The sequence below is a fragment of the Trebonia sp. genome (assembly GCF_030042015.1).
Lineage (GTDB): Bacteria > Actinomycetota > Actinomycetes > Streptosporangiales > Streptosporangiaceae > Trebonia.
Genome location: NZ_JASIAL010000258.1, coordinates 1 through 17,183, shown reverse-complemented (window position 1 = coordinate 17,183; position 17,183 = coordinate 1). Strand labels below are relative to the sequence as shown.

Genomic DNA, 17,183 nt, shown 5'->3' with positions numbered 1-17,183 from the left:
AGCCGGGGATGTCGAGCAGGTCGTCGTCGAGGGCGGCGGCGGCGCACCAGTTGCCGGCGATGGCGCGGCGGCGGGCGGCAGTGGCTGCACCGCGTTCGAAGCTGGTGCGTTCGGGGGCGCGCTTGTCCCACCAGGCGTCGTACAGGCCGGTGATGGCGTCGCGGAGTCTGGGGCTGATGGTGACGGCGTCGCCGGTTACGAGGCGGCGGATCGTCGTCTCACGCACCCCGAGGGCGCGGGCGATGCGGGCGGAACCGTGGCCCATGACGTGCAAGGCGCGCAGACGCAGCCGGCTGCCCCCAGCGTCCAGGCGGGCGCGGGGCATGGTGCCGCTGGTGACCTTGGCCAGCGCCCGGGCGGTGTTGGGCGTGGGCTGGCGGCGGCCGGAGGCCAGGTCGTGGACGGTTGCCGGGGCGAGCCCGGCGGCCGCCGCGATCCCGCGGTAGGTGCCGCCTTCATCGCGCAGGCGGCGTACCTGGTCGCGGACGGCGCCTGCGTCAGCGGTTCCGGGCTGCCCGGCGCCCACCGTGGCATGGCTGGCGGGGGGACGGGGGCTGGCGGGCATGTCAGCTCGCTCCTTCGGCTTGCCATCCCGGCGTACCGGGATGGGCCTGGCGGGTCCGGCGCGCGGAGTCCAGGGTGCGGGTGATCTCCGGCTCGGTGAGCCCGGCCTGGCGGGCTGCGGCGGCCAGCGGGCTGAGGTCTGCGGCCGGCTCGGTCTCCAGGGCGCGGCTGGCGGCCCAGAACAGGCCGGCGTTCCGGTTGCCCTCGGGCTGGGCAGCGACCCACCGGGCCAGCCGGCTCATCTGGTGTGCCGGCCCCGGGAGTGCGGGCCGCTGATGCTGGCGGCCGGGTTCCAGGAGACCGATGACCGCCTGCCAGTCCAGGCCGCCGCGGCCGTCGAGGGTGTTGATCAGCTGGTAGGGCCTGCCGCCGACTTGGGAGGGCGGGGTGAGGATGTAGCCGCCTTTTGACCTGAAATCGAGGTGGCAGTCGGGCAGGTGCCCGTTGCGCTGGTCCGAGCCGGTGAAGTAGGCGTGCAGGCCGCCGCTGGGAGTGCTGATGTAGGCCGTGGCGCCGTCAAGCAGCCCGGTGGCGCGCAGCCTCGCGAGTGCGCCGAACCCGTTCCCTGCGGGGCCGTGCTGGTCGACGTCCAGGACGTCGGGTCCTGGCGCGCCGGTGGCGATGGCCAGGTTCCAGCCGGGATGCCGGCTGAACCAGCCGGTGATCTGCTCCGGATCGGTTGTCGCGTCGAGGTAGCCGTGCCGGGTGGCCGGGATCTTCTTGCCCGGCTGGCAGGGGAACACCGGCCAGCCGCGGCCGGCGCAGGCCAGCGCCTGGCGCAGCGTCGCATTGGTCATGGCATGCTCCGGGTGTAGCCGTGGGCTTGGCGGCGGGCGGGGTCGTGGCCGCAGCCGGTGGTTTCGGTCATCAGCTGGGCGGCCAGGGCGGGCAGGATGCGGGCCTGGTATTCGGCCTGGGCGGACAGCAGCGCGGTGCTGCGGGCGGGCTGCAGGTAGAGCGCCGACCACAGCTGGGCCAGGATGTCCAGCCCGTACAGGCACAGGTCGTGCGCCTGCCAGCAAGGGCCCAGGGTGACGGCCAGGTGGCCGTAGCCGGGCCGGTACACCTGCTCCACCCAGGCCTTGAGCTGGGCAGCCGGCCCCTGGCGTTCGGTATCGGAAAGCCGCCACCACGACGGCGCCGCAGCCGGCTCGTAGCGGCCGGGGTCGCGGCCGCCGGGACCGGCAAGCTGGGCAGCCAGTTCGGCGACCTGGCGGTCCAGGGCTGCCAGCCGGCCCAGCGCCGCGGTGTCGTCGCGCAGCGAGCGGCCGAGCTCGCCCACCATGCCGGTGAGCTGGGTGAGCTGCCCGCTGAGGCTGGCGAAGTGGCCGGCTTCCCGGGTGTCGAGGCGGCTGATGTTCTCGTGGCAGCCGGCGAGCTGGTCCAGCGCCGCGGTGAGCGGATCTGCTGTCATGGCCGGCTCCAGGGAAATGAGGTGCCGTCGCCGGCAGGCCAGGCGGCGGGCGGGCAGCCGGGGGGATCCGGTTCGGGTTCGGCGGCGGGCGGCAGCCACCGGGCGGGGGGTGCGAGGTCCGCGCCAGAGCGGCGGGTGCGGCGGTAGGCGGGGTTGTTCCAGGCGCGCGGGAGCCGGGCGATGACCGGGGCGCAGTCGCCGCGGATGACCAGGGCGAACCCGGCGGGCAGCTGCCGGATCATGTCCGGGGTCGCGACATCGTGGCGGGTGGCGTGCTCCTGTCCGCGGACCTTCCAGGCCGCCTGCCCGCACAGCTTGCCGGCGGCCTCCAGCGTGGTCGTGTCGGTGATGCCGGGCAGGAACACCTTCACGGTGGAGGTGTCGAGCACGACCTGGCGGCCGTGCTCGCCCCACCGGCCCGCGAGCTGCGCCTCGCCGTGCACGACGGCGACCACCTGGATGCCCTTGCCGCCGGAGTCCGACAGCCAGGACGGCAGCGGCACCGGGCAGATCTGGGTGACCTCGTCCAGGCCCATCAGCAGCGGCGGGTCCAGCCGCCCGGACGGCGACGCCTGGCCGGCCATGGCGGCGGCGTAGTGGATCTCGGCGGCCATCGCGGCGAACAGCGGCGCGACCGGGGCGTCCTGGGTGGTCGCCTCGGCGATCAGGTACAGCGTGCCCGCCTGGCGCAGGAAGGCGGGGATGGCGAACCCGTCGGACGGGCCGGGCAGCACGCTGGCGGCCAGCGCCGGGTCGGCCATGAACGCCAGCGCCCGCGACATCACCATGCGGACGGTGGCGGCGGTCTTGTGCGCCTCGGAGCGCAGCTCGGCCAGGGTCAGCGCCCACTGCCGGGCCCCGGCCGCGGCCAGGATCCGCTCCGGGACCTGCGGGTCCGCGCCGGACACCCAGGCGGCCACCGCCCGCAGGTCATAGCAGGCCAGCGCGGCGGCGCAGAAGTAGCCGCGCAGGTAGTCACTGGCCTTGGCCGACCAGAACGTGCCGTCCTCCACGCCCTGCTGGGACACCGCGAACGCGAACGCGTCCGCGCGGCGGATCGCGGTGGCCGGGTCCTGGCAGCCCTCGACCGGCGACCAGCAGAACGTCGACGGCACGGCCCCGATGTGCTGGGGGTTGAACACGTGCACCGGGCCGCGCCGGCTCCTGGCCGCAGCGGTCAGCGCGTAGATGTCGGCCTTGGTGGTGGTGGCGATGACCGGGCCCGGGTAGCCCAGGATGACGTCGGCCAGGAACGCGGTCTTGAAGGTGCGCGGCGGGGCCATCACCAGCACGTGCTCTTCCAGCGGGACCCGCAGCCCGTGCCGCCAGTGCGCCCGGCCCAGGAACACCGAGTGCCCTGCCGGGGCGAGGATCCTGAACCACAGCGGCAGGGACCGGCGGATCCGCCGCGAGCGGCGCAGCGCGGCCAGCCGGCCCCACCGCAGCCACAAGATGAACACCGAGGCGAAGCCCCTGCCCGGGTGCAGCCGCAGCCGCAGCCGCAGCCGCAGGTGCCGGGCCCGGTTGCCGGGCAGGTACCGGGCGGGCAGGAACGCCCACCTGGCGGCCGCGGCCAGAACCAGCAGGACGGTCAGCGCGATGGCGTACCTGACGATCATCGCAGGTCTCCTTCCTGGGCGGCGAGCACGGCGCGGCGCAGCGCAGCCCTTGCCGCGCCGGTGTTGAGCTCGGCTTCGGGTGCCACGGCGGCCGAGATCTTCGCCACCGCGGCCAGCGGGATGACGGCCAGCGGGCCGTGGCGTTCGGTGACCAGGGCCAGGAACCTGGCCGTCTTGGTCTGGCCGCAGGGGCCGGCCGGCCGCTGCGGGAGTGCTGTTGCCTGCTGGGAGGCGGTCGTGACGGCCAGGGCCGGGCGGGCGCCGCGGCGGCCGGGGGCGACCGGGCACTCCTCCAGCACCCAGGCCCGGAACCCGGCTAGCGTGGACGCCGGGGCCATGCTCAGCCGCAGCAGCCACAGCACCAGCCCGCCGGCCACCGCCAGCGCAGTGACCTCCCCGTCAGCCAGCCCGGTGTCCAGGTCCTTATGGCGGGCGATCACCCAGGCGCGGACGACCCCGATCAGCGTGTCGCTTGCCAGGGCGTAGGCGGTCGGCGGCATTGCCCAGACCGCGAGATCCCGCCAGCCCGGTGCGGCGGCGATGACGTTCATGAACACGCTGGTGCCGACCGAGGCCAGGTTCAGGGCCCGGGCGCGGACGGCCCGCCGGCCGTGCAGGGCTAGCGCCACCCCCAGCGAGGCGAACACCAGCGCGGCGGCATCAGGGATTGCCGCCTCCAGGCCCGCCACCACTGCCAGGCGCCGCGCCGAGTAGACCAGCCGGTACTGAGCGGTGAAGCTCACCGCCGCCGCGGAAGCGGCAAGCGCGCACAGGCCGGCCGTGGCGTTGCGCAGCCAGACACCCGAACGGTCCCTACCCGGCCTCGACCGTTGGGCCCTGAACGGGCTGAGCTCGTCGGCGTCACCCGGGGGCCTTGCTAGCGCCTGCTGTTCGGGGGGGCCGGGAGGAATCGATGGCCTCATTTCCCGGCCCCCGTGTCCTCTTCCTTCTCGGCGCTGGCGGGGCATCGGACACCGACGAGAATCCGCCGTGCAAACGCTTCCAAGTGCGATCCGGGCCTATTTGCCAGGGGGGTGCGATCGCCCCGGCGGATTCCGACGATGAGCACCGCCAGGACCCCGAGAGCGGCTGCGGCCAGAAACGCCACTCCGGCCAGGACCAGAATCGGGGATGACATTTCGCTTACTCTCCGTCCGGGTTGCGGTCGTTGTCGTGGGGGATGGCGACCGCGCGATACTGGACAGGGCCGAAATAGCGGGCGGCAATGTAATGGCCGCATACTGTTTGGGACTCTGCGCCGATGCGCGCGGCGATTGCGTCGATTTCCGCACACCTCTCGGCGTCCGTGCCAGCTGCCGGGAAAACCAGCACGTCCGTGTACAGGGGCGCTGGCACATCCGGGTTGGCTTCCAGGAAGATCGCCAGGCCGAGCAATCCGGCGATAAACCGGGCGCGCTCGCCAGGGTCCGCGTAGGTCATCGGACATTGCCTCATCTCATTAGGGCTGAAATCAGCGATTTCCCGCTGATTTCGCTGAGCAATCGGGTCTTGGGAGGGTGGTCGGGTTAGCTGCTTTTCGTGTCGGCGTCGTGCGGCGCGGCGCGGCGGTGGGCTAATCTCGGCGCTGGAAGCGGAACGCGGAGGAACACGCGTGTCGGAAGGCGTGCCGGGAGACTGGGCTGCAGTCGGCCGGGCCATCAGTGGCCGGGTCCGCGAGCTTGGCTGGCGTCAGCGGGAGCTTGCGGAGCGTTCGCGCGTGTCGGCGGCTGTGGTCCGGGAAATTCAGTTGCACACGGTCGAGCGGCGCCGCAGTCCCCGGACGCTGGAATCGCTGTCGGTGGCTCTCGGCTGGGAGCCGGGCCGACTTGATTCGGTGCTCAAGGGCAGTGCGCAGCCGCCGGGAATTGACAGCGATGTGGCAGTGGACAGGGCTGTGCTGTGGTCCCGCCTGGATGCCCTTGAGGGGCGGCTTGAAGAAATAGCCGAGGCCGTTTCTGACCTTAAAGCCGATATCGCCGCGGTGATTGAGCATGTCCGCCGCGACCGCTAGGCCGGGTACCGGCCTGCCGGGCCGATTGATTTCCATGCCTGTAATTCCACCTCGTGCCCTGCACGTTTCCAATGCACCGGTAATGCACATTCAGTGCATGACCGGCGCATGCGCAATGCACATGCCAATGGCGGGAGGCTGCGGGAATTGGAAATGGTGACCGGCTGGACGGGTGAGAGCGCATGTGCGCTGCAGGCGGCGTTGCGGATGAGCAACGACGCGTTCGCGGCGCATCTTGATATCGCCGTGCGGACCGTCGCCGGCTGGCATCAGAAGCCGACGCTGCGACCGCGACCGGAGATGCAGCAGCTTCTTGACACCGCCCTGGAGCGGGCAGCCCCGGCGGTCAGGGAGCGGTTCGCGGTGCTTGCCGGCGTTGCCGTCCCCGTCCCCGGCAGTCCGCCACAGCCCGGCCTGGTAGCACACGATGACGGAGCGGCCGCTGCAGCCGAACACAGGCTGATCAGCGACCCGGACATCAGCCATGCGCTGACCCTGCTCGACGAGCTTGCAGGCTGGGAACCGGGCACTGCCCGCCGCCAGGTCGCGCTACGGCTTGGCCGCGTGGACCGCCGTCACCTGCTGGACCACGCGAATCGGCGAATGCGCATCCGGCAGCCGCGCATCGCGGTAGCGCTCGGTGACTACTACCAGGACCAGGCCGACGGGTACGGCAGATACGGCGCGCGCTGCCAGGACAGCAAGATCACCACCAGTGTCCTGACCCGCCCTGACTGGCTGGACCTCGACTGCGAGCTGACCCTGGGCCAAGACCGGCTCACGTTCGCCGGCGGAGCGGACGGTGCACGCAGCCCGCTCGACGGCTGCGCAGCCGAGGCCGCAGCCCAGCGGCTAACCGAGACGCTGACCGCAGGTACCCGTTTCGTGGACGCGCCCCTATACCGGCTGGCGGGGATAGACATCGGCAAGGGCAACATCAGCGGGACGCTGGCCCTCACGCGGTTTGCGTCCTACGCGCTGACACTGGACCTTCTCGAAGGCGAGCTGGCCGACGCGATCACGGCAGGCGTGGCTCCCCGGCCCGGCTCGCTGCCACTGCGCGACCGTTACCTTCCCGACCTGGCATCAGTCCTTAACATCACCGGGCGGCTCTGCGCCGGCGGCGCGCTGGCCCTGTGCGCGTTCGCCCGGCCGCCCAGCCCGCTCCGGGACCAGCCGGATTACGTGCTTCTCGTGCAGGAACGGTCGGCCAGCGTCATCAACGCAGCCCGGCAGCTGGCAGTAATCCCCAAGGGCTTCCACCAGCCAATGACGGATTTCCGCGGCGACGCAAAAATCGCGGCCACCCTGCTGCGCGAGATGGAAGAAGAACTGTTCGGCCGGGACAACATAGACAACACGGCAGGCGAGCAGCACGCCGCCGACCCGATGCACCCGTCCCGCTTGTCCGAACCGATGCGCTGGCTGCTCTTGGAAAACCCCGGCGCGCTGCGAATTGAATGCACCGGGTTCGGCTTAAACCTGGTCAGCGGAAACTATGAGTTCGCGTGCCTGATCGTCATCGAGTCCGATGACTTCTGGTCCCGCTACGGAGGCCAGATCGAAGCCAACTGGGAATCATCTGCACTCCGCCAGTACTCAAGCAGGGACACCGAATCGCTAACCGCGCTGGCCAGTGACGACGGCTGGAGCAATGAGGGGCTATTCGCATTCATGCAAGGACTGCGGCGGCTAAAGCGCATCGGCGGGAACCGGGCAGACATCCCGGCTATTGAATGGACGGTACATCAGTGAGCGGCAACTGGTACGAGGGGAACGCCGAAGAGGACGGCCGCAAGTCGCGCGGCTGGCTGCTCGGCCACTTCATCGACCCCAGCGAAGGCGTGCGGTCAAGCCAAGACGTAGAAGTCAAATGGGGCGTCCACCCGGCAGGCGAAAAACGTGCCCAGTGGACTGCGGACGAGCAGCGCACCACCATGGTACTGCTCGTAAGCGGAAACTTCCGGATTGATCTCACGGAAGCTAGCATTACGCTGGAGAAGCAAGGCGACTATGCCGTATGGGGACCGGGAATAGACCATTCCTGGGAAGCAATAGCCCCGTCAGTCGTAGTGACCGTCCGGTGGCCCTCGTCGCCGTCGTAAGCGATCCTGAAATCAGGAGGGGAACCCCCGCGGCGAACCCTGTGACGATACGCGGCACGAGCCGGTCACTGACCGGTGTGGCCAGCGTGCCTGGTTTGCTCGAGCTCGATCACGTCGAGCTTGTTACGAAACGCGTACAGCTCAATCGCGAGTCCGTCGCTGATCTCGTCAGCCTCGTCCAGCAGGACGTTAACGGCTAGCCGCATCTTGCGTAGCCAGGCGGCGTCCATGCCGGACAAGCTGGGGATGCGGGCGGCGGTTGGTGCCGGCGGGCTCAGGGACGCGCTCCCGTCGTCGTTCCCCGTCATGACGCATCGTCGGGAAACTGCCAGCCGGCTGCCGCCTTCGGGCGGTGTTCCGCGGGGCGCTTCGGTTCCGCTCGTTCTCCGCACAGCGCGGCCAGCCGGCCCTTCTGCCGCCTGTGGCTGCCCGCAGGCAGGCTCCGCAGGGCCAGCTCCAGCGTGGCGACCCGGCGGGATGGTCCCGACGTGGTCAGCTGCCAGGAGGGGATCTGATCGCTCATGGCGGTGGGGTCTTCCCTGATGCGTCGCGAGACGTCTGGCAACCCCCGGCCCCCGCGCGACGCATCTCGGGCACGAGGACCGGGGCACCCTTCGGCAGGGACCCTTGGAAGCGGAAGCCGGAAGGCGTCCGGGTTCCCGCCGAAGTGCCCTCAAACATAGCATCATATGGGTACCCATGGGAACCCCCGATGACCTGTGTGTTTCCAGGGCTAACTAGCGTTCCCCATGTGATCGACCACGATGGGGCCGTACCCGTCTACAGGCAGCTAGCGGCGATCCTGCAGCATCAGATCGCATCGGGCGAGCTGGCTCCCGGCCGCCCACTGCCATCGATCAAAACGCTGTCGCAGCGGTACGAGATTGCGAAGGGCTCTGTGGAGAAAGCAATCCAGCTACTCAGGGACGAGGGGCTGGTGCGCACCACGATTGGCCGCGGCGTCTACGTGATACCGCCCGGCGAGCGGGGACTAATCCCGCCAGGAAAGGCTCGGCCCTGATGGCTCGGCCCGGACCCCGGGTCCGATCGGGGCAACTCCCCATACACGGGGTCCGCCGGGACGCCGGCCAGCGTCGGCAGTTCCCGTGTGTGCGCCGTAAAGTCCCAGCTCGGAACTGTTTCGAAGGCTTCTGACAGGCATGCCTCGGCGCAGGCCACCAGATCAGCGTAAGACCGGCCGCACCCTCCATGCTGCCCGACTGCCTCCCCGGCCGTAGACCCCGCACATGGTCAACGGTGGTTACCAGGAGTAAATGCAGAGACAATGCCAGACGGATGCGTCACGCCGCCGATTTTGCGATCCTGGGGTAGGAGCGCGTTGCTCGTTGTAATTGTGCATATCTCCCGTCTCGGTGCGGATAAAGCGGCGGGGCTTGGCCGGTGGTGGAGGCGGGTTCTGGCAGGTAGCGTATTTAGTAGTGGTCTGGGCCAATTGCCCGCCTGGGGGATAGGGGTACAGCGTGGATGGGGATCTGGCGTTGTTGTGGTCGTCCGCGGCGACGACGCTTGTGGCGTTGATGACGACCGACAGCTGGGGGCGGGCCAAGGCAGGGTTTTCGGGGCTTTGGCGGCGGGCTCATCCCAGGCAGGCTGCGGTGGTTGAGGCTGACCTGGAGGCGGCGCGGTCGGTGGCGATCGCGGCCCGGCGCGACGGGGATGAGGAGGCGGTGGCGGAGCTGGCCGCAGAGTGGCGGAGCCGGCTGCGGCGGCTGGCGGGGGCCGATGAAGAACTGCAGGCTGAGGTGCGGCGGCTGGTGGAGGAGTTCAGGCCGCTGCTGGCTGGCGGCCCGGCGGGTCCGGTGGTGATGGTGGCACGGGCGTCGGGGGGCAGCCGGGTCAATCAGGCCGGCCGGGACCAGACGGTGACCGGCGGATGAGCGGTCCCGGGAAGCCGGAGGACCCAGAGGGCGGGGTTCACCTGGAGGCAGTGGCGTCCGGGCAGGCGGCTGTCAACCAGGCGGGCCGGGATCTGCACCTGCACTTCGGTGCGGGGGTCCGGCGCGCGGTGCCGACGGTGGGCGGGGCAGACGGGGGGTGCCCATATCCTGGCCTGGCGCCGTTCACTGCGGAGCAGGCGGGGTGGTTTTTCGGCCGTGACCGGCTGACCGCCGACCTGGTGGGCCGCATGGATGGCTGCCTGACCGGGACTGGCCCGGTGATGGTGGTGGCCGCGTCAGGGGCGGGGAAATCGTCGCTGCTGCGGGCGGGCCTGCTGCCCCGGGTCGCGGCCGGCGGTTTAACGTCGGCCGGGTCGCGGCACTGGCCGCGGGTCGTGTTCACGCCCGGCGCGCACCCGCTGCGCGAGGCTGCCGTCGCGGTCGCGGCGGCACGCCCGGACGCCGATGTCAGCGTGCCGCCGGATCCCGGGGCGGAAGATCTTGACATATTGCTCGCGCGGGCGGTGGGGGCGGCCGGGCCGGGGGCGCGGGCGGTGCTCGTAGTGGACCAGTTTGAGGAGCTGTTCCGGCTGTGCGACAGCGAGGATGAGCGCGGGGCCTTCATCTCCTGGCTATGGAAGACAGCACGCGGCGAGGCTCCGGGCGGGCCGACGGCGCTGGCGGCGTGCGCGGTGCGGGCGGACTTCTATCCCGACTGCACCCGCTATCCGCAGCTCCGCCAGGCCCTGCAGGGCAATCAGGTCATCGTGGGGGCGATGTCAGCCGAAGAGCTACGGCAGGCGATCGCCTGCCCGGCCGAGGCGGCCGGCCTGGATATCGAGCCCGGCCTGATCGAGCTGCTGCTCTCCGATCTGCGGGCCGGGCACCCTGCCGCGACGGGATCAGGCGGTCTGGCGGCCGATGACGGCGCAGGGCGGCTGCCGCTACTGGCGCACGCTCTGCGGGCCACGTGGCAGCAGCGGCACGGCAGTACGTTGACCGTCAAGGGGTACCGGTCCGCCGGCGGCATCGAGCACGCGATCGCCGACAGTGCCGAGCGGGTCTTCACCCGCCTGGACGCCGACGCCCAGCAGGACGCCCGGGCGCTGTTCCTGCGCCTGGTGAAGATCGGGGACACCAGCGGGGAAGACGTCCGCCGCCCCGTCACCCGCCACGGCCTGACGGACGACAGCGGTGCTGCGGGGGCCGTGATCGATTCCTACACCGCCAGCCGGCTGCTCACCCAGTCCCGCGACGCGGTGCAGATCACTCACGAGGCGCTGCTGCGCGCCTGGCCCCGGCTGGCGGGATGGCTCAGTGAGGACCGGGCCGGCCAGCTGATGCGGCAGCGCATCGAGGACGACGCCGCGGACTGGGACCGGGCCCGCCGTGACCCGTCGCTCCTCTACCGGGGGACGCGCATGCAGGCGGCTGCCGCGTGGGCCGACGGCCACGTCGTGGGCCTCACCGTCCCCGCCCGGCAGTTCCTGGCTGCATCGCGCCGCCGTGCCCGCCGCACCGGGATCCTCCAGCGGAGCCTCATCGCTGTCCTCGCCGTCCTCGCCCTGGCCACCACGATCACCTCCGTCGTGGCCCTCCAGCAGCAGTCCGCCGCGATCGGCCAGCGCGACCTCGCCACCCAGCAGCGCGACCTCGCCGTCTACAACCAGGTCCTCGCCGAGGCCAACCAGCTCACAGGAACCGATCCCGCCGCCGCCGCCCAGCTCCTGCTCACCGCCTACCGCATCCGTCCCAGCGCTGACCTTCAGTCACGCCTGATCAGCACCGAGAACCAGCCACTACCCGGCTTCATCCCCACCAGCAACGCGGTGACCTCGGTGGCGGTCACCCCGAACGGCCGAGTCACCGCCATCGCCGAGGCCGGCACCGTCTCGCTGTGGAATACTGCCGATCCCGCGCGCCCGGCGGAACTCGGCCAGCCTGTGACGCCCGACGGCGGCGTCCTGGTTGACTCAGTAGCGCTCAGCCCGGACGGGCACCTGCTGGCCACCGGTGACGCCGACGGCACCATCACGCTTTGGAACACCACCACTCCCGCACACCCAGGCGAGCTCGGCAATCCACTGACCCCGCCCGGCAGTGGTGACGTGGGCGCGGTGTCGTTTAGCCCGGACGGCCGCACGCTCGCTAGCATCGACTTCAGCAGCAATCCCAGCGACAGCGGCGTCATGCTGTGGAACATCAGCAGCCCCTCCCACCCGCTGGAACTCGGCCGACCCTTGATCCCGCATGACGGCTCGGCGGCGCAGCTGGCGGCGTTCAGCCCTAACGGCCGCACCCTTGCCACGATCAACTACGCTAGCAACGGGAGGGGCTCCATCACGTTGTGGGACGTCAGCAACCCCCAGAACGCCCACGGGAACTCGGCCAGGGCAGCACCGGCTACGCCTTCCCGAGTTCGCTGGCCTTCAGCCCCGATGGCCGCCTTCTTGCCGACGGCAGCTACGACGGCACCGTCACCTTGTGGAACATCGCCCGGCCAGCACACCCGCAGCTGCTGTCCCCGGGACTATCCGCAGGTGGCGGCTGGGTAGTCTCCGCGGACTTCCCAGGCAGGCAGACCCTCGCCGCCACCAGCTCTGGCGGCACCGTCACGCTATGGGACATCACCGACCCCGCAGACCCGCTGGAACTCGGCCAGCCCGTGATCACCGGCAATGCCAACCTCGCAGCCGCCGCATTCACCGCGGACGGCCAGACCCTTATCAGCGGCAGCCAGGACGGCACCGTCGCGGTGTCGCCCCTCCGCTCAAGCGCCATGACCACCGCTCTCACATACGCCACGTACGAATTCCCATCCTTCGGGTACGCCAGCGAGTATTACGCCGTCAGCCCCGACGGGAGGATCGTCGCCGCCGCCAACCTCTATGGAGGCGTCTCGCTGTGGAACATCACCCAGCCTGCACAACCCCGGCAGGTCGGCCAGATCAAGATTACCGGCAATGACTTCTCCGTAGACCTAGTGACATTCAGCCCTGGCGGCCGCACCCTCGCCATCGGCGTCACCACGGGCGATGGGAACGGCACGGTCACGCTTTGGGACGTCACGAATCCTGCACGCCCGGATCAGATTGGTCGCCCCCTTAGCGATGACGCCTTCGGTGGCTCCACTGGTGCTGCGACCTTCAGCCCCGATGGCCGCGTGCTCGCCATCGGCAATGCTGACGGCTCCGTAACACTGTGGAACGTCACCGACCCCGCACGGCCGCAGCCCCTGAATGACGATGGACCCCTCTTGTCCGACGACTCTAATCCTTTCGATTCACTGGAATTCAGCCCGGACGGCCGACTGCTCGTCGGCGTCCTCGGCGACGGCACGATCGCAATATGGGAATTGACCGGCTCCTCCTACCCACAGCCCATGGGCCTTCCCCTGACCACTGACAGCGGAGAGTTCGCCGTGGCGGCGGCGTTCGGTCCCCGCGGCCGCACCCTCGCCATCGGCGCCGGAAACAGCAACGGTGCTATCACCATCACACTGTGGAACCTCTCCAACCCCGCAGATCCACGCCAGATGGGCGGTCCCCTCACCGAGGAAGGCGCGTCACTGGCCACCAGCCCTGACGGCCAGACCCTTGCCGCAGGCAGCACCAACGGCACCGTCACCCTGTGGGATATCACCGACCCCGCCCACCCCCGGCAGATCGGCCAGAACCTGAGCACGGACGGCGGCACCATGTCTTCCGCAGCATTCGGCGCGCAGGGCATCATCCTCGCGACCACGACGTACGACGACACCATCCAAGTGTGGGATTTGGACATCAACTACGCCATCAAGAACATATGCGGCACAACTGCCCTCACAGCCCAGCAATGGCGGCAGTACCTCCCACAGCTTCCCTACCAGCCCCCCTGCCCGCGTTAAGGGGGAGCTGGAGACGGGTCCGTCGTGCCCAGCCCGCGATCCATTCAGCACCCGCCAGCGCACGAATCACTTATTATGGGGCTCATTCTTGAGCTGGTGGTTGCCCTCTTCGGCTTCTGCTCTCTGTGTTGAGCCTGATGCCGGACTGCCCGGTCACCGGGGCGAGGCCGAACAAACTCAATCTCGCAATTCCGGGGCCCTTGGCGCGCACACTGGCCGGGCGCATACTGATCACGACCTCGCCAGTTGGGTGGACGATGGCAGGCAACCTCGATCCAACCCCGGCGAGGCTGATGTCAACCCCGCTCGCCTCGGCCTCATCCCCGGTTACTCGCAAAACTTATGGACAGGCGCTGAGTAGGAGGGCAGCGTGAGCACTGACATTGGCGTCATTATCCTGAGCGGCGCTTTGCCGCTTCTCGGTGTTCTGATTGGCTCCGGCTCCACAATCCTTGTTCAGAGAAGCTCTGCGCGCGAGTCCAGAATTCGAGCCGGAGAAGAAAGGCGTCAGGCCCGGCGCGCCGAGATCAAGAGCGCTATCGATACATATCTTCAGGTTGCCCAGCATTTGCAGACTCAACTCTATTCCAGGGAGCATGGCGAAGAAATTCCGGATATACGAGTGATGGTCGAAGAAATCTGGTTGGCTCATGCGCACGCGGATATTATCTGTTCGGAGGAATTGCGCACCCCTCTCACAGAGCATGCGCTCGCATTGAATGAGGTGGCTCGTCATGAAGAGCGATACCCAGACTGGTGGGGGTACGTGACCCCGTACAAACTGGCGCTGCACGCTGCTATCCGAAAAGAATTGAAGTGGCAAGACGACAAGGAATTCATCGAGCCTCGACTTTCTGTGCTGCGAGATGAGACCCCTTCGGAGCAAGATCATGGCGTTGCGACGAGTCAGGCCGTTCCGAGGAATGGGTTAGCCGCCCGACGGGGCTTGGGCGGAGAGGCCGACCATAGCCGGGGTGGGCCTTGGGCGGAATGCGCGTTCGCGGCGCAGCCGCCCGGCGGTGTCGGGGTGCATGATCTCCAGGCCGATCGCCGTGAGCAGGTGCCCGCAACAGTTGGACAGCGTGTCCTCAGCTGTGACGGGCTCGTACAAATGCCCGGTCCCGGAGGGCGCCGTCGCGGCCAGGCCGTGCTGCTTGGCGGCGTACTCCGCGTAGGCGAACACGTGGGCGTCGCGGGCGGAGATGAGCGCCTCGTCGGTTACGTTGCCCGCGGTGAGCGCATTCACCGCGGCAAGCCGCGCTTCGGTGAGGCCAATCATCGCGTCGATGGTGAACGGCGCCGACGGGTGGCCGACGGCCTTGCGGATCGTGCCGGCTCCCGGCTCGAAGACGTCGCGGTAGGCGCGGTCAAGCCACTTAAGATCGGGTTCGCCAGTGTAGGCGGCGTCGGTGACGGCGGCGAGCAGTTCGCGGCGTGCCCGGGGGGTGGCAGCGGGATTGTCGAGCTGGCACAGAATGGCCTGAGCGACGGCTCGGGCGCGCTCCTTGCTGGCGCGCTTGGCGTCTTTAGCGTAGGTGTTGCTGGCCGGGTCGCCGAGGTAGCGCATGAGGGCGCGCCGGGCCTGGCGGAGCGGCACCCATTCATCGCCCCAGTACATCCAGATGGCGACCGGGATCCTGGCGAGACTGCTGATGTTGTTGCCAGGCCGGTGATGCAGCAGGGTTAGCAGCAGGTTGCGCTGGTTTGCGGGGTAGAGGGCCGGGACGGAGCCGTGGCCTTTGCCTGCAGGTCGCTTCTGCGGCTTGTCGAGCAGCCCGTGCTCGGTCCAGTCCCGGATTAGCCGCGTCGTGATCTTGTGGCCAGCCACGTCGGCGTCGCGGACCAAGTCGTCGATCGTACCCGGCTCGATAATAAAGTCCACACTATGGAGATTACACGAAATTGGCCAGGCTTACACATCGCAGACTGCCATCTGGCAGATGATACTGGTATGGGAGCGCCGTACAGGAGGCACTCCGGAGCCCGGGGGTGGCATCTCGGTCCCGCAGCCTGGGCGAGAAAGAAGGTGGTCACCATCAAGCCAACCAACGCAACAAGGACCGCGGCCCACATCGTGGTCGGGGTCGCTGCCGCAGTCGTCGTCCCAAAGCTCACGGGCAAGGGAGTAGGCGCCGCACTCATCGGCGCTGTCATCGCGGTATTCCTTCACGACCTGCTGGATGCGCCGGTGGCGCAGGCCATGGTCAGCGCTGGCATCCAGCTATAGAACGACGACGCCAGACGGGAACCGGGGTCTTTGCCTGAAGCCCGGCCCCCGTCTCCAATGCCCGGACTCATGCTTATCTGCCCCGCCGGGTTCCTCCCACCCAGAGGTTCCACTGCTGAGCCAAGGAAACGGCGCCACCTGGGCTGAACGCAAAGATCCACTGCTACCCGAAGCTCCCGGTTGCCCGTCCGGTGGTCAGGGCCGTGATGACGATGTTGTGCACGTGCGGCTGCGGGATGCCGTGGGGGCCGCAGTGGTGTTCGAAGGAGGCGATCACCCAGCGCTGCGGTTTGACCGGCGCGAAGCGGGTCAGGCCCGCTGGCTTTGTCAATGCGAAGTGGCTCCACTGTTCTCTTCTGATCTGGCCCCACCGGGAGCAGGTGCGGGGCGGTGGTTCTCCTTTGATCTGGCCCCGGGTGGCGGGGGTGGCTGGATGAGGGCGAGTGCGTCGCGGGTGGCGTAGATGAGCTGGGTGATGACCTGGTCCAGGGCGCCGGGGAGGGCCTGCGGGGTGTAGAGGCTGTCGCAGTCGGCCAGGATGGCCTGGGCGTGGGCGGTGAGCTGGGGCTGGGCGGGGTCGAGGCAGAGGTCGGCGAGCAGGCCGTGGACGTCGGTGAGCAGCAAGGTGATGTCGCGGGCGTTGCCGGCGTCGAGGGTGATCTGGGTGAGCTGGTAGTCGCTGCCGGGCTGGCTGATCAAGGACATGGCTGGGTTCCTCCGGGTCAGGGGTGCGCGCCCTGGCGGGCCTTGGTTGTGCGCAGCCGGTAGGAGTCGGTGCCGGTTTGGATGATGTGGGCCTCGAAGGTGAGCCGGTCGACGATGGCGGCGCAGAGCCGGGGGTCGGTGAAGGTGGCGGTCCATTCGGAGAAGGCGGCGTTGGACGCGATGGCGATAGAGGCGCGTTCCTCCCGTTCGGTGAAGACCTGGAACAGCAGTTCGGCGCCGCGCCGGTCGAGCTCGAGGTAGCCCAGTTCGTCCAGGCACAGCAGGTCGACGCGGCCGTAGCGGGTGATGGTGCGGGACAGGGTTTTGTCGTCGGCGGCCTCGACGAGCTCGTTGACCAGCGCGGCGGCAGTGGTGTACTTGACCCGGTAGCCGTGCTCGGCAGCGGCGGTGCCCAGGCCGATCAGCAGGTGGGATTTGCCGGTGCCGGAGTCGCCGATCAGGCAGCACGGCTGCCCGGCGGCCACCCAGGCGGACCCGGCCAGGGTCCGGATCAGCGCGGCGGGCACGCTGGGGTTTGCCGCGTAGTCGAAGTCTTCCAGCCGCTTGGGGCGGGGGAAGGCGGCCTCGCGGACCAGCCGGGCCTTGCGGCGGGCCTCCCGGTCGTCGCATTCGACCGACAGCAGCTCGACCAGGAAGCCTTTGTAGCTCGCGTGCTGGCGGGCGGCCGCGGCGGCGACCTCGCCGTGCCGGTCCCGGATAGTGGGCAGCCGCAGGATCCGGCAGGCCTGTTCGA

General features: G+C 69.3%; 20 protein-coding genes and 2 pseudogenes. 9 read left to right on the top strand and 13 right to left on the bottom strand.

Features of this window, described 5'->3' with window-relative positions; all coding sequences use genetic code 11:
* The 6 genes from Q1N79_RS13940 to Q1N79_RS13915 all read right to left on the bottom strand — a co-directional run.
* Positions 1–565, bottom strand: a 565-nt coding sequence (locus Q1N79_RS13940; RefSeq protein WP_300609137.1) for a hypothetical protein, incomplete at its 3' end; no start/stop codon positions are given.
* Position 566: 1 nt separating this feature from the next.
* Positions 567–1,361, bottom strand: a complete 795-nt coding sequence (locus tag Q1N79_RS13935) for a bifunctional DNA primase/polymerase (RefSeq protein WP_300609135.1) — start codon at positions 1,359–1,361, stop codon at positions 567–569.
* Positions 1,358–1,978: a hypothetical protein gene (locus tag Q1N79_RS13930; protein ID WP_300609133.1), complete on the bottom strand. Its 621-nt coding sequence runs from the start codon at positions 1,976–1,978 to the stop codon at positions 1,358–1,360. Before Q1N79_RS13930 ends, Q1N79_RS13935 begins: the two co-directional genes overlap by 4 nt.
* A complete protein-coding gene (locus Q1N79_RS13925) occupies positions 1,975–3,597 on the bottom strand; it encodes a TraM recognition domain-containing protein (protein WP_300609131.1) in 1,623 nt (540 codons plus the stop codon). The genes Q1N79_RS13930 and Q1N79_RS13925 overlap by 4 nt, the downstream gene beginning before the upstream one ends.
* A complete protein-coding gene (locus Q1N79_RS13920) occupies positions 3,594–4,340 on the bottom strand; it encodes a hypothetical protein (RefSeq protein ID WP_300609129.1) in 747 nt (248 codons plus the stop codon). Before Q1N79_RS13920 ends, Q1N79_RS13925 begins: the two co-directional genes overlap by 4 nt.
* Before the next feature lie 400 nt (positions 4,341–4,740).
* Positions 4,741–5,037 (bottom strand): hypothetical protein, encoded by a 297-nt coding sequence (locus Q1N79_RS13915; RefSeq protein ID WP_300609127.1) that lies wholly within the window; start codon positions 5,035–5,037, stop codon positions 4,741–4,743.
* Between the two features lie 172 nt (positions 5,038–5,209).
* Between Q1N79_RS13915 and Q1N79_RS13910 the strand changes: the two genes are divergently transcribed.
* The 3 genes from Q1N79_RS13910 to Q1N79_RS13900 all read left to right on the top strand — a co-directional run bounded on the left by Q1N79_RS13910 (position 5,210) and on the right by Q1N79_RS13900 (position 7,713).
* Complete coding sequence (locus Q1N79_RS13910) at positions 5,210–5,608, top strand: hypothetical protein (protein WP_300609125.1); 399 nt, start codon at positions 5,210–5,212, stop codon at positions 5,606–5,608.
* A 108-nt stretch (positions 5,609–5,716) separates the two neighbouring features.
* Positions 5,717–7,363, top strand: a complete 1,647-nt coding sequence (locus tag Q1N79_RS13905; RefSeq protein ID WP_300609123.1) for a hypothetical protein — start codon at positions 5,717–5,719, stop codon at positions 7,361–7,363.
* A complete protein-coding gene (locus Q1N79_RS13900) occupies positions 7,360–7,713 on the top strand; it encodes a signal peptidase I (RefSeq protein ID WP_300609121.1) in 354 nt (117 codons plus the stop codon). The genes Q1N79_RS13905 and Q1N79_RS13900 overlap by 4 nt, the downstream gene beginning before the upstream one ends.
* 65 nt (positions 7,714–7,778) lie before the next feature.
* Here Q1N79_RS13900 and Q1N79_RS13895 read toward each other — a convergent pair whose 3' ends face one another.
* Entirely contained in the window at positions 7,779–8,021 is a 243-nt protein-coding gene (locus Q1N79_RS13895) for a hypothetical protein (protein WP_300609119.1), read from the bottom strand.
* Positions 8,018–8,236, bottom strand: a complete 219-nt coding sequence (locus Q1N79_RS13890; RefSeq protein WP_300609117.1) for a hypothetical protein — start codon at positions 8,234–8,236, stop codon at positions 8,018–8,020. The genes Q1N79_RS13895 and Q1N79_RS13890 overlap by 4 nt, the downstream gene beginning before the upstream one ends.
* 228 nt (positions 8,237–8,464) lie before the next feature.
* Between Q1N79_RS13890 and Q1N79_RS13885 the strand changes: the two genes are divergently transcribed.
* From Q1N79_RS13885 to Q1N79_RS13870, 5 genes and pseudogenes are all read left to right on the top strand, one after another.
* Positions 8,465–8,734, top strand: coding sequence for a GntR family transcriptional regulator (locus tag Q1N79_RS13885; protein ID WP_300609115.1), 270 nt, complete (start codon positions 8,465–8,467; stop codon positions 8,732–8,734).
* 595 nt (positions 8,735–9,329) lie between these two features.
* On the top strand, positions 9,330–9,611 hold the full coding sequence (locus Q1N79_RS13880; RefSeq protein WP_300609113.1) for a hypothetical protein: 282 nt from the start codon (positions 9,330–9,332) through the stop codon (positions 9,609–9,611).
* Positions 9,608–11,644: pseudogene (locus tag Q1N79_RS13875) on the top strand (NACHT and WD repeat domain-containing protein); the annotation flags it as partial. The gene Q1N79_RS13880 and the pseudogene Q1N79_RS13875, both read left to right, overlap by 4 nt.
* A 314-nt stretch (positions 11,645–11,958) precedes the next feature.
* Positions 11,959–12,069: pseudogene (locus Q1N79_RS30670) on the top strand (hypothetical protein); the annotation flags it as partial.
* Positions 12,070–12,093: 24 nt separating this feature from the next.
* The gene (locus tag Q1N79_RS13870) at positions 12,094–13,497 is read left to right on the top strand and encodes a WD40 repeat domain-containing protein (protein WP_300609109.1); all 1,404 of its coding nucleotides are present in this window, start codon (positions 12,094–12,096) and stop codon (positions 13,495–13,497) included.
* Between the two features lie 340 nt (positions 13,498–13,837).
* Here Q1N79_RS13870 and Q1N79_RS13865 read toward each other — a convergent pair whose 3' ends face one another.
* Both Q1N79_RS13865 and Q1N79_RS13860 read right to left on the bottom strand, forming a co-directional pair.
* Positions 13,838–14,149: a hypothetical protein gene (locus Q1N79_RS13865; protein WP_300609107.1), complete on the bottom strand. Its 312-nt coding sequence runs from the start codon at positions 14,147–14,149 to the stop codon at positions 13,838–13,840.
* Between the two features lie 276 nt (positions 14,150–14,425).
* Positions 14,426–15,379, bottom strand: coding sequence for a hypothetical protein (locus Q1N79_RS13860; protein ID WP_300609105.1), 954 nt, complete (start codon positions 15,377–15,379; stop codon positions 14,426–14,428).
* Positions 15,380–15,523: 144 nt separating this feature from the next.
* Between Q1N79_RS13860 and Q1N79_RS13855 the strand changes: the two genes are divergently transcribed.
* Entirely contained in the window at positions 15,524–15,724 is a 201-nt protein-coding gene (locus tag Q1N79_RS13855) for a hypothetical protein (protein WP_300609103.1), read from the top strand.
* A gap of 163 nt (positions 15,725–15,887) precedes the next feature.
* Here Q1N79_RS13855 and Q1N79_RS13850 read toward each other — a convergent pair whose 3' ends face one another.
* The 3 genes from Q1N79_RS13850 to istB all read right to left on the bottom strand — a co-directional run.
* Entirely contained in the window at positions 15,888–16,055 is a 168-nt protein-coding gene (locus Q1N79_RS13850) for a hypothetical protein (protein ID WP_300609102.1), read from the bottom strand.
* A complete protein-coding gene (locus Q1N79_RS13845) occupies positions 16,052–16,429 on the bottom strand; it encodes a hypothetical protein (RefSeq protein WP_300609101.1) in 378 nt (125 codons plus the stop codon). The genes Q1N79_RS13850 and Q1N79_RS13845 overlap by 4 nt, the downstream gene beginning before the upstream one ends.
* A 17-nt stretch (positions 16,430–16,446) precedes the next feature.
* A partial coding sequence (gene istB / locus Q1N79_RS13840; protein WP_300609099.1) for an IS21-like element helper ATPase IstB occupies positions 16,447–17,183 on the bottom strand: 737 nt, incomplete at its 5' end.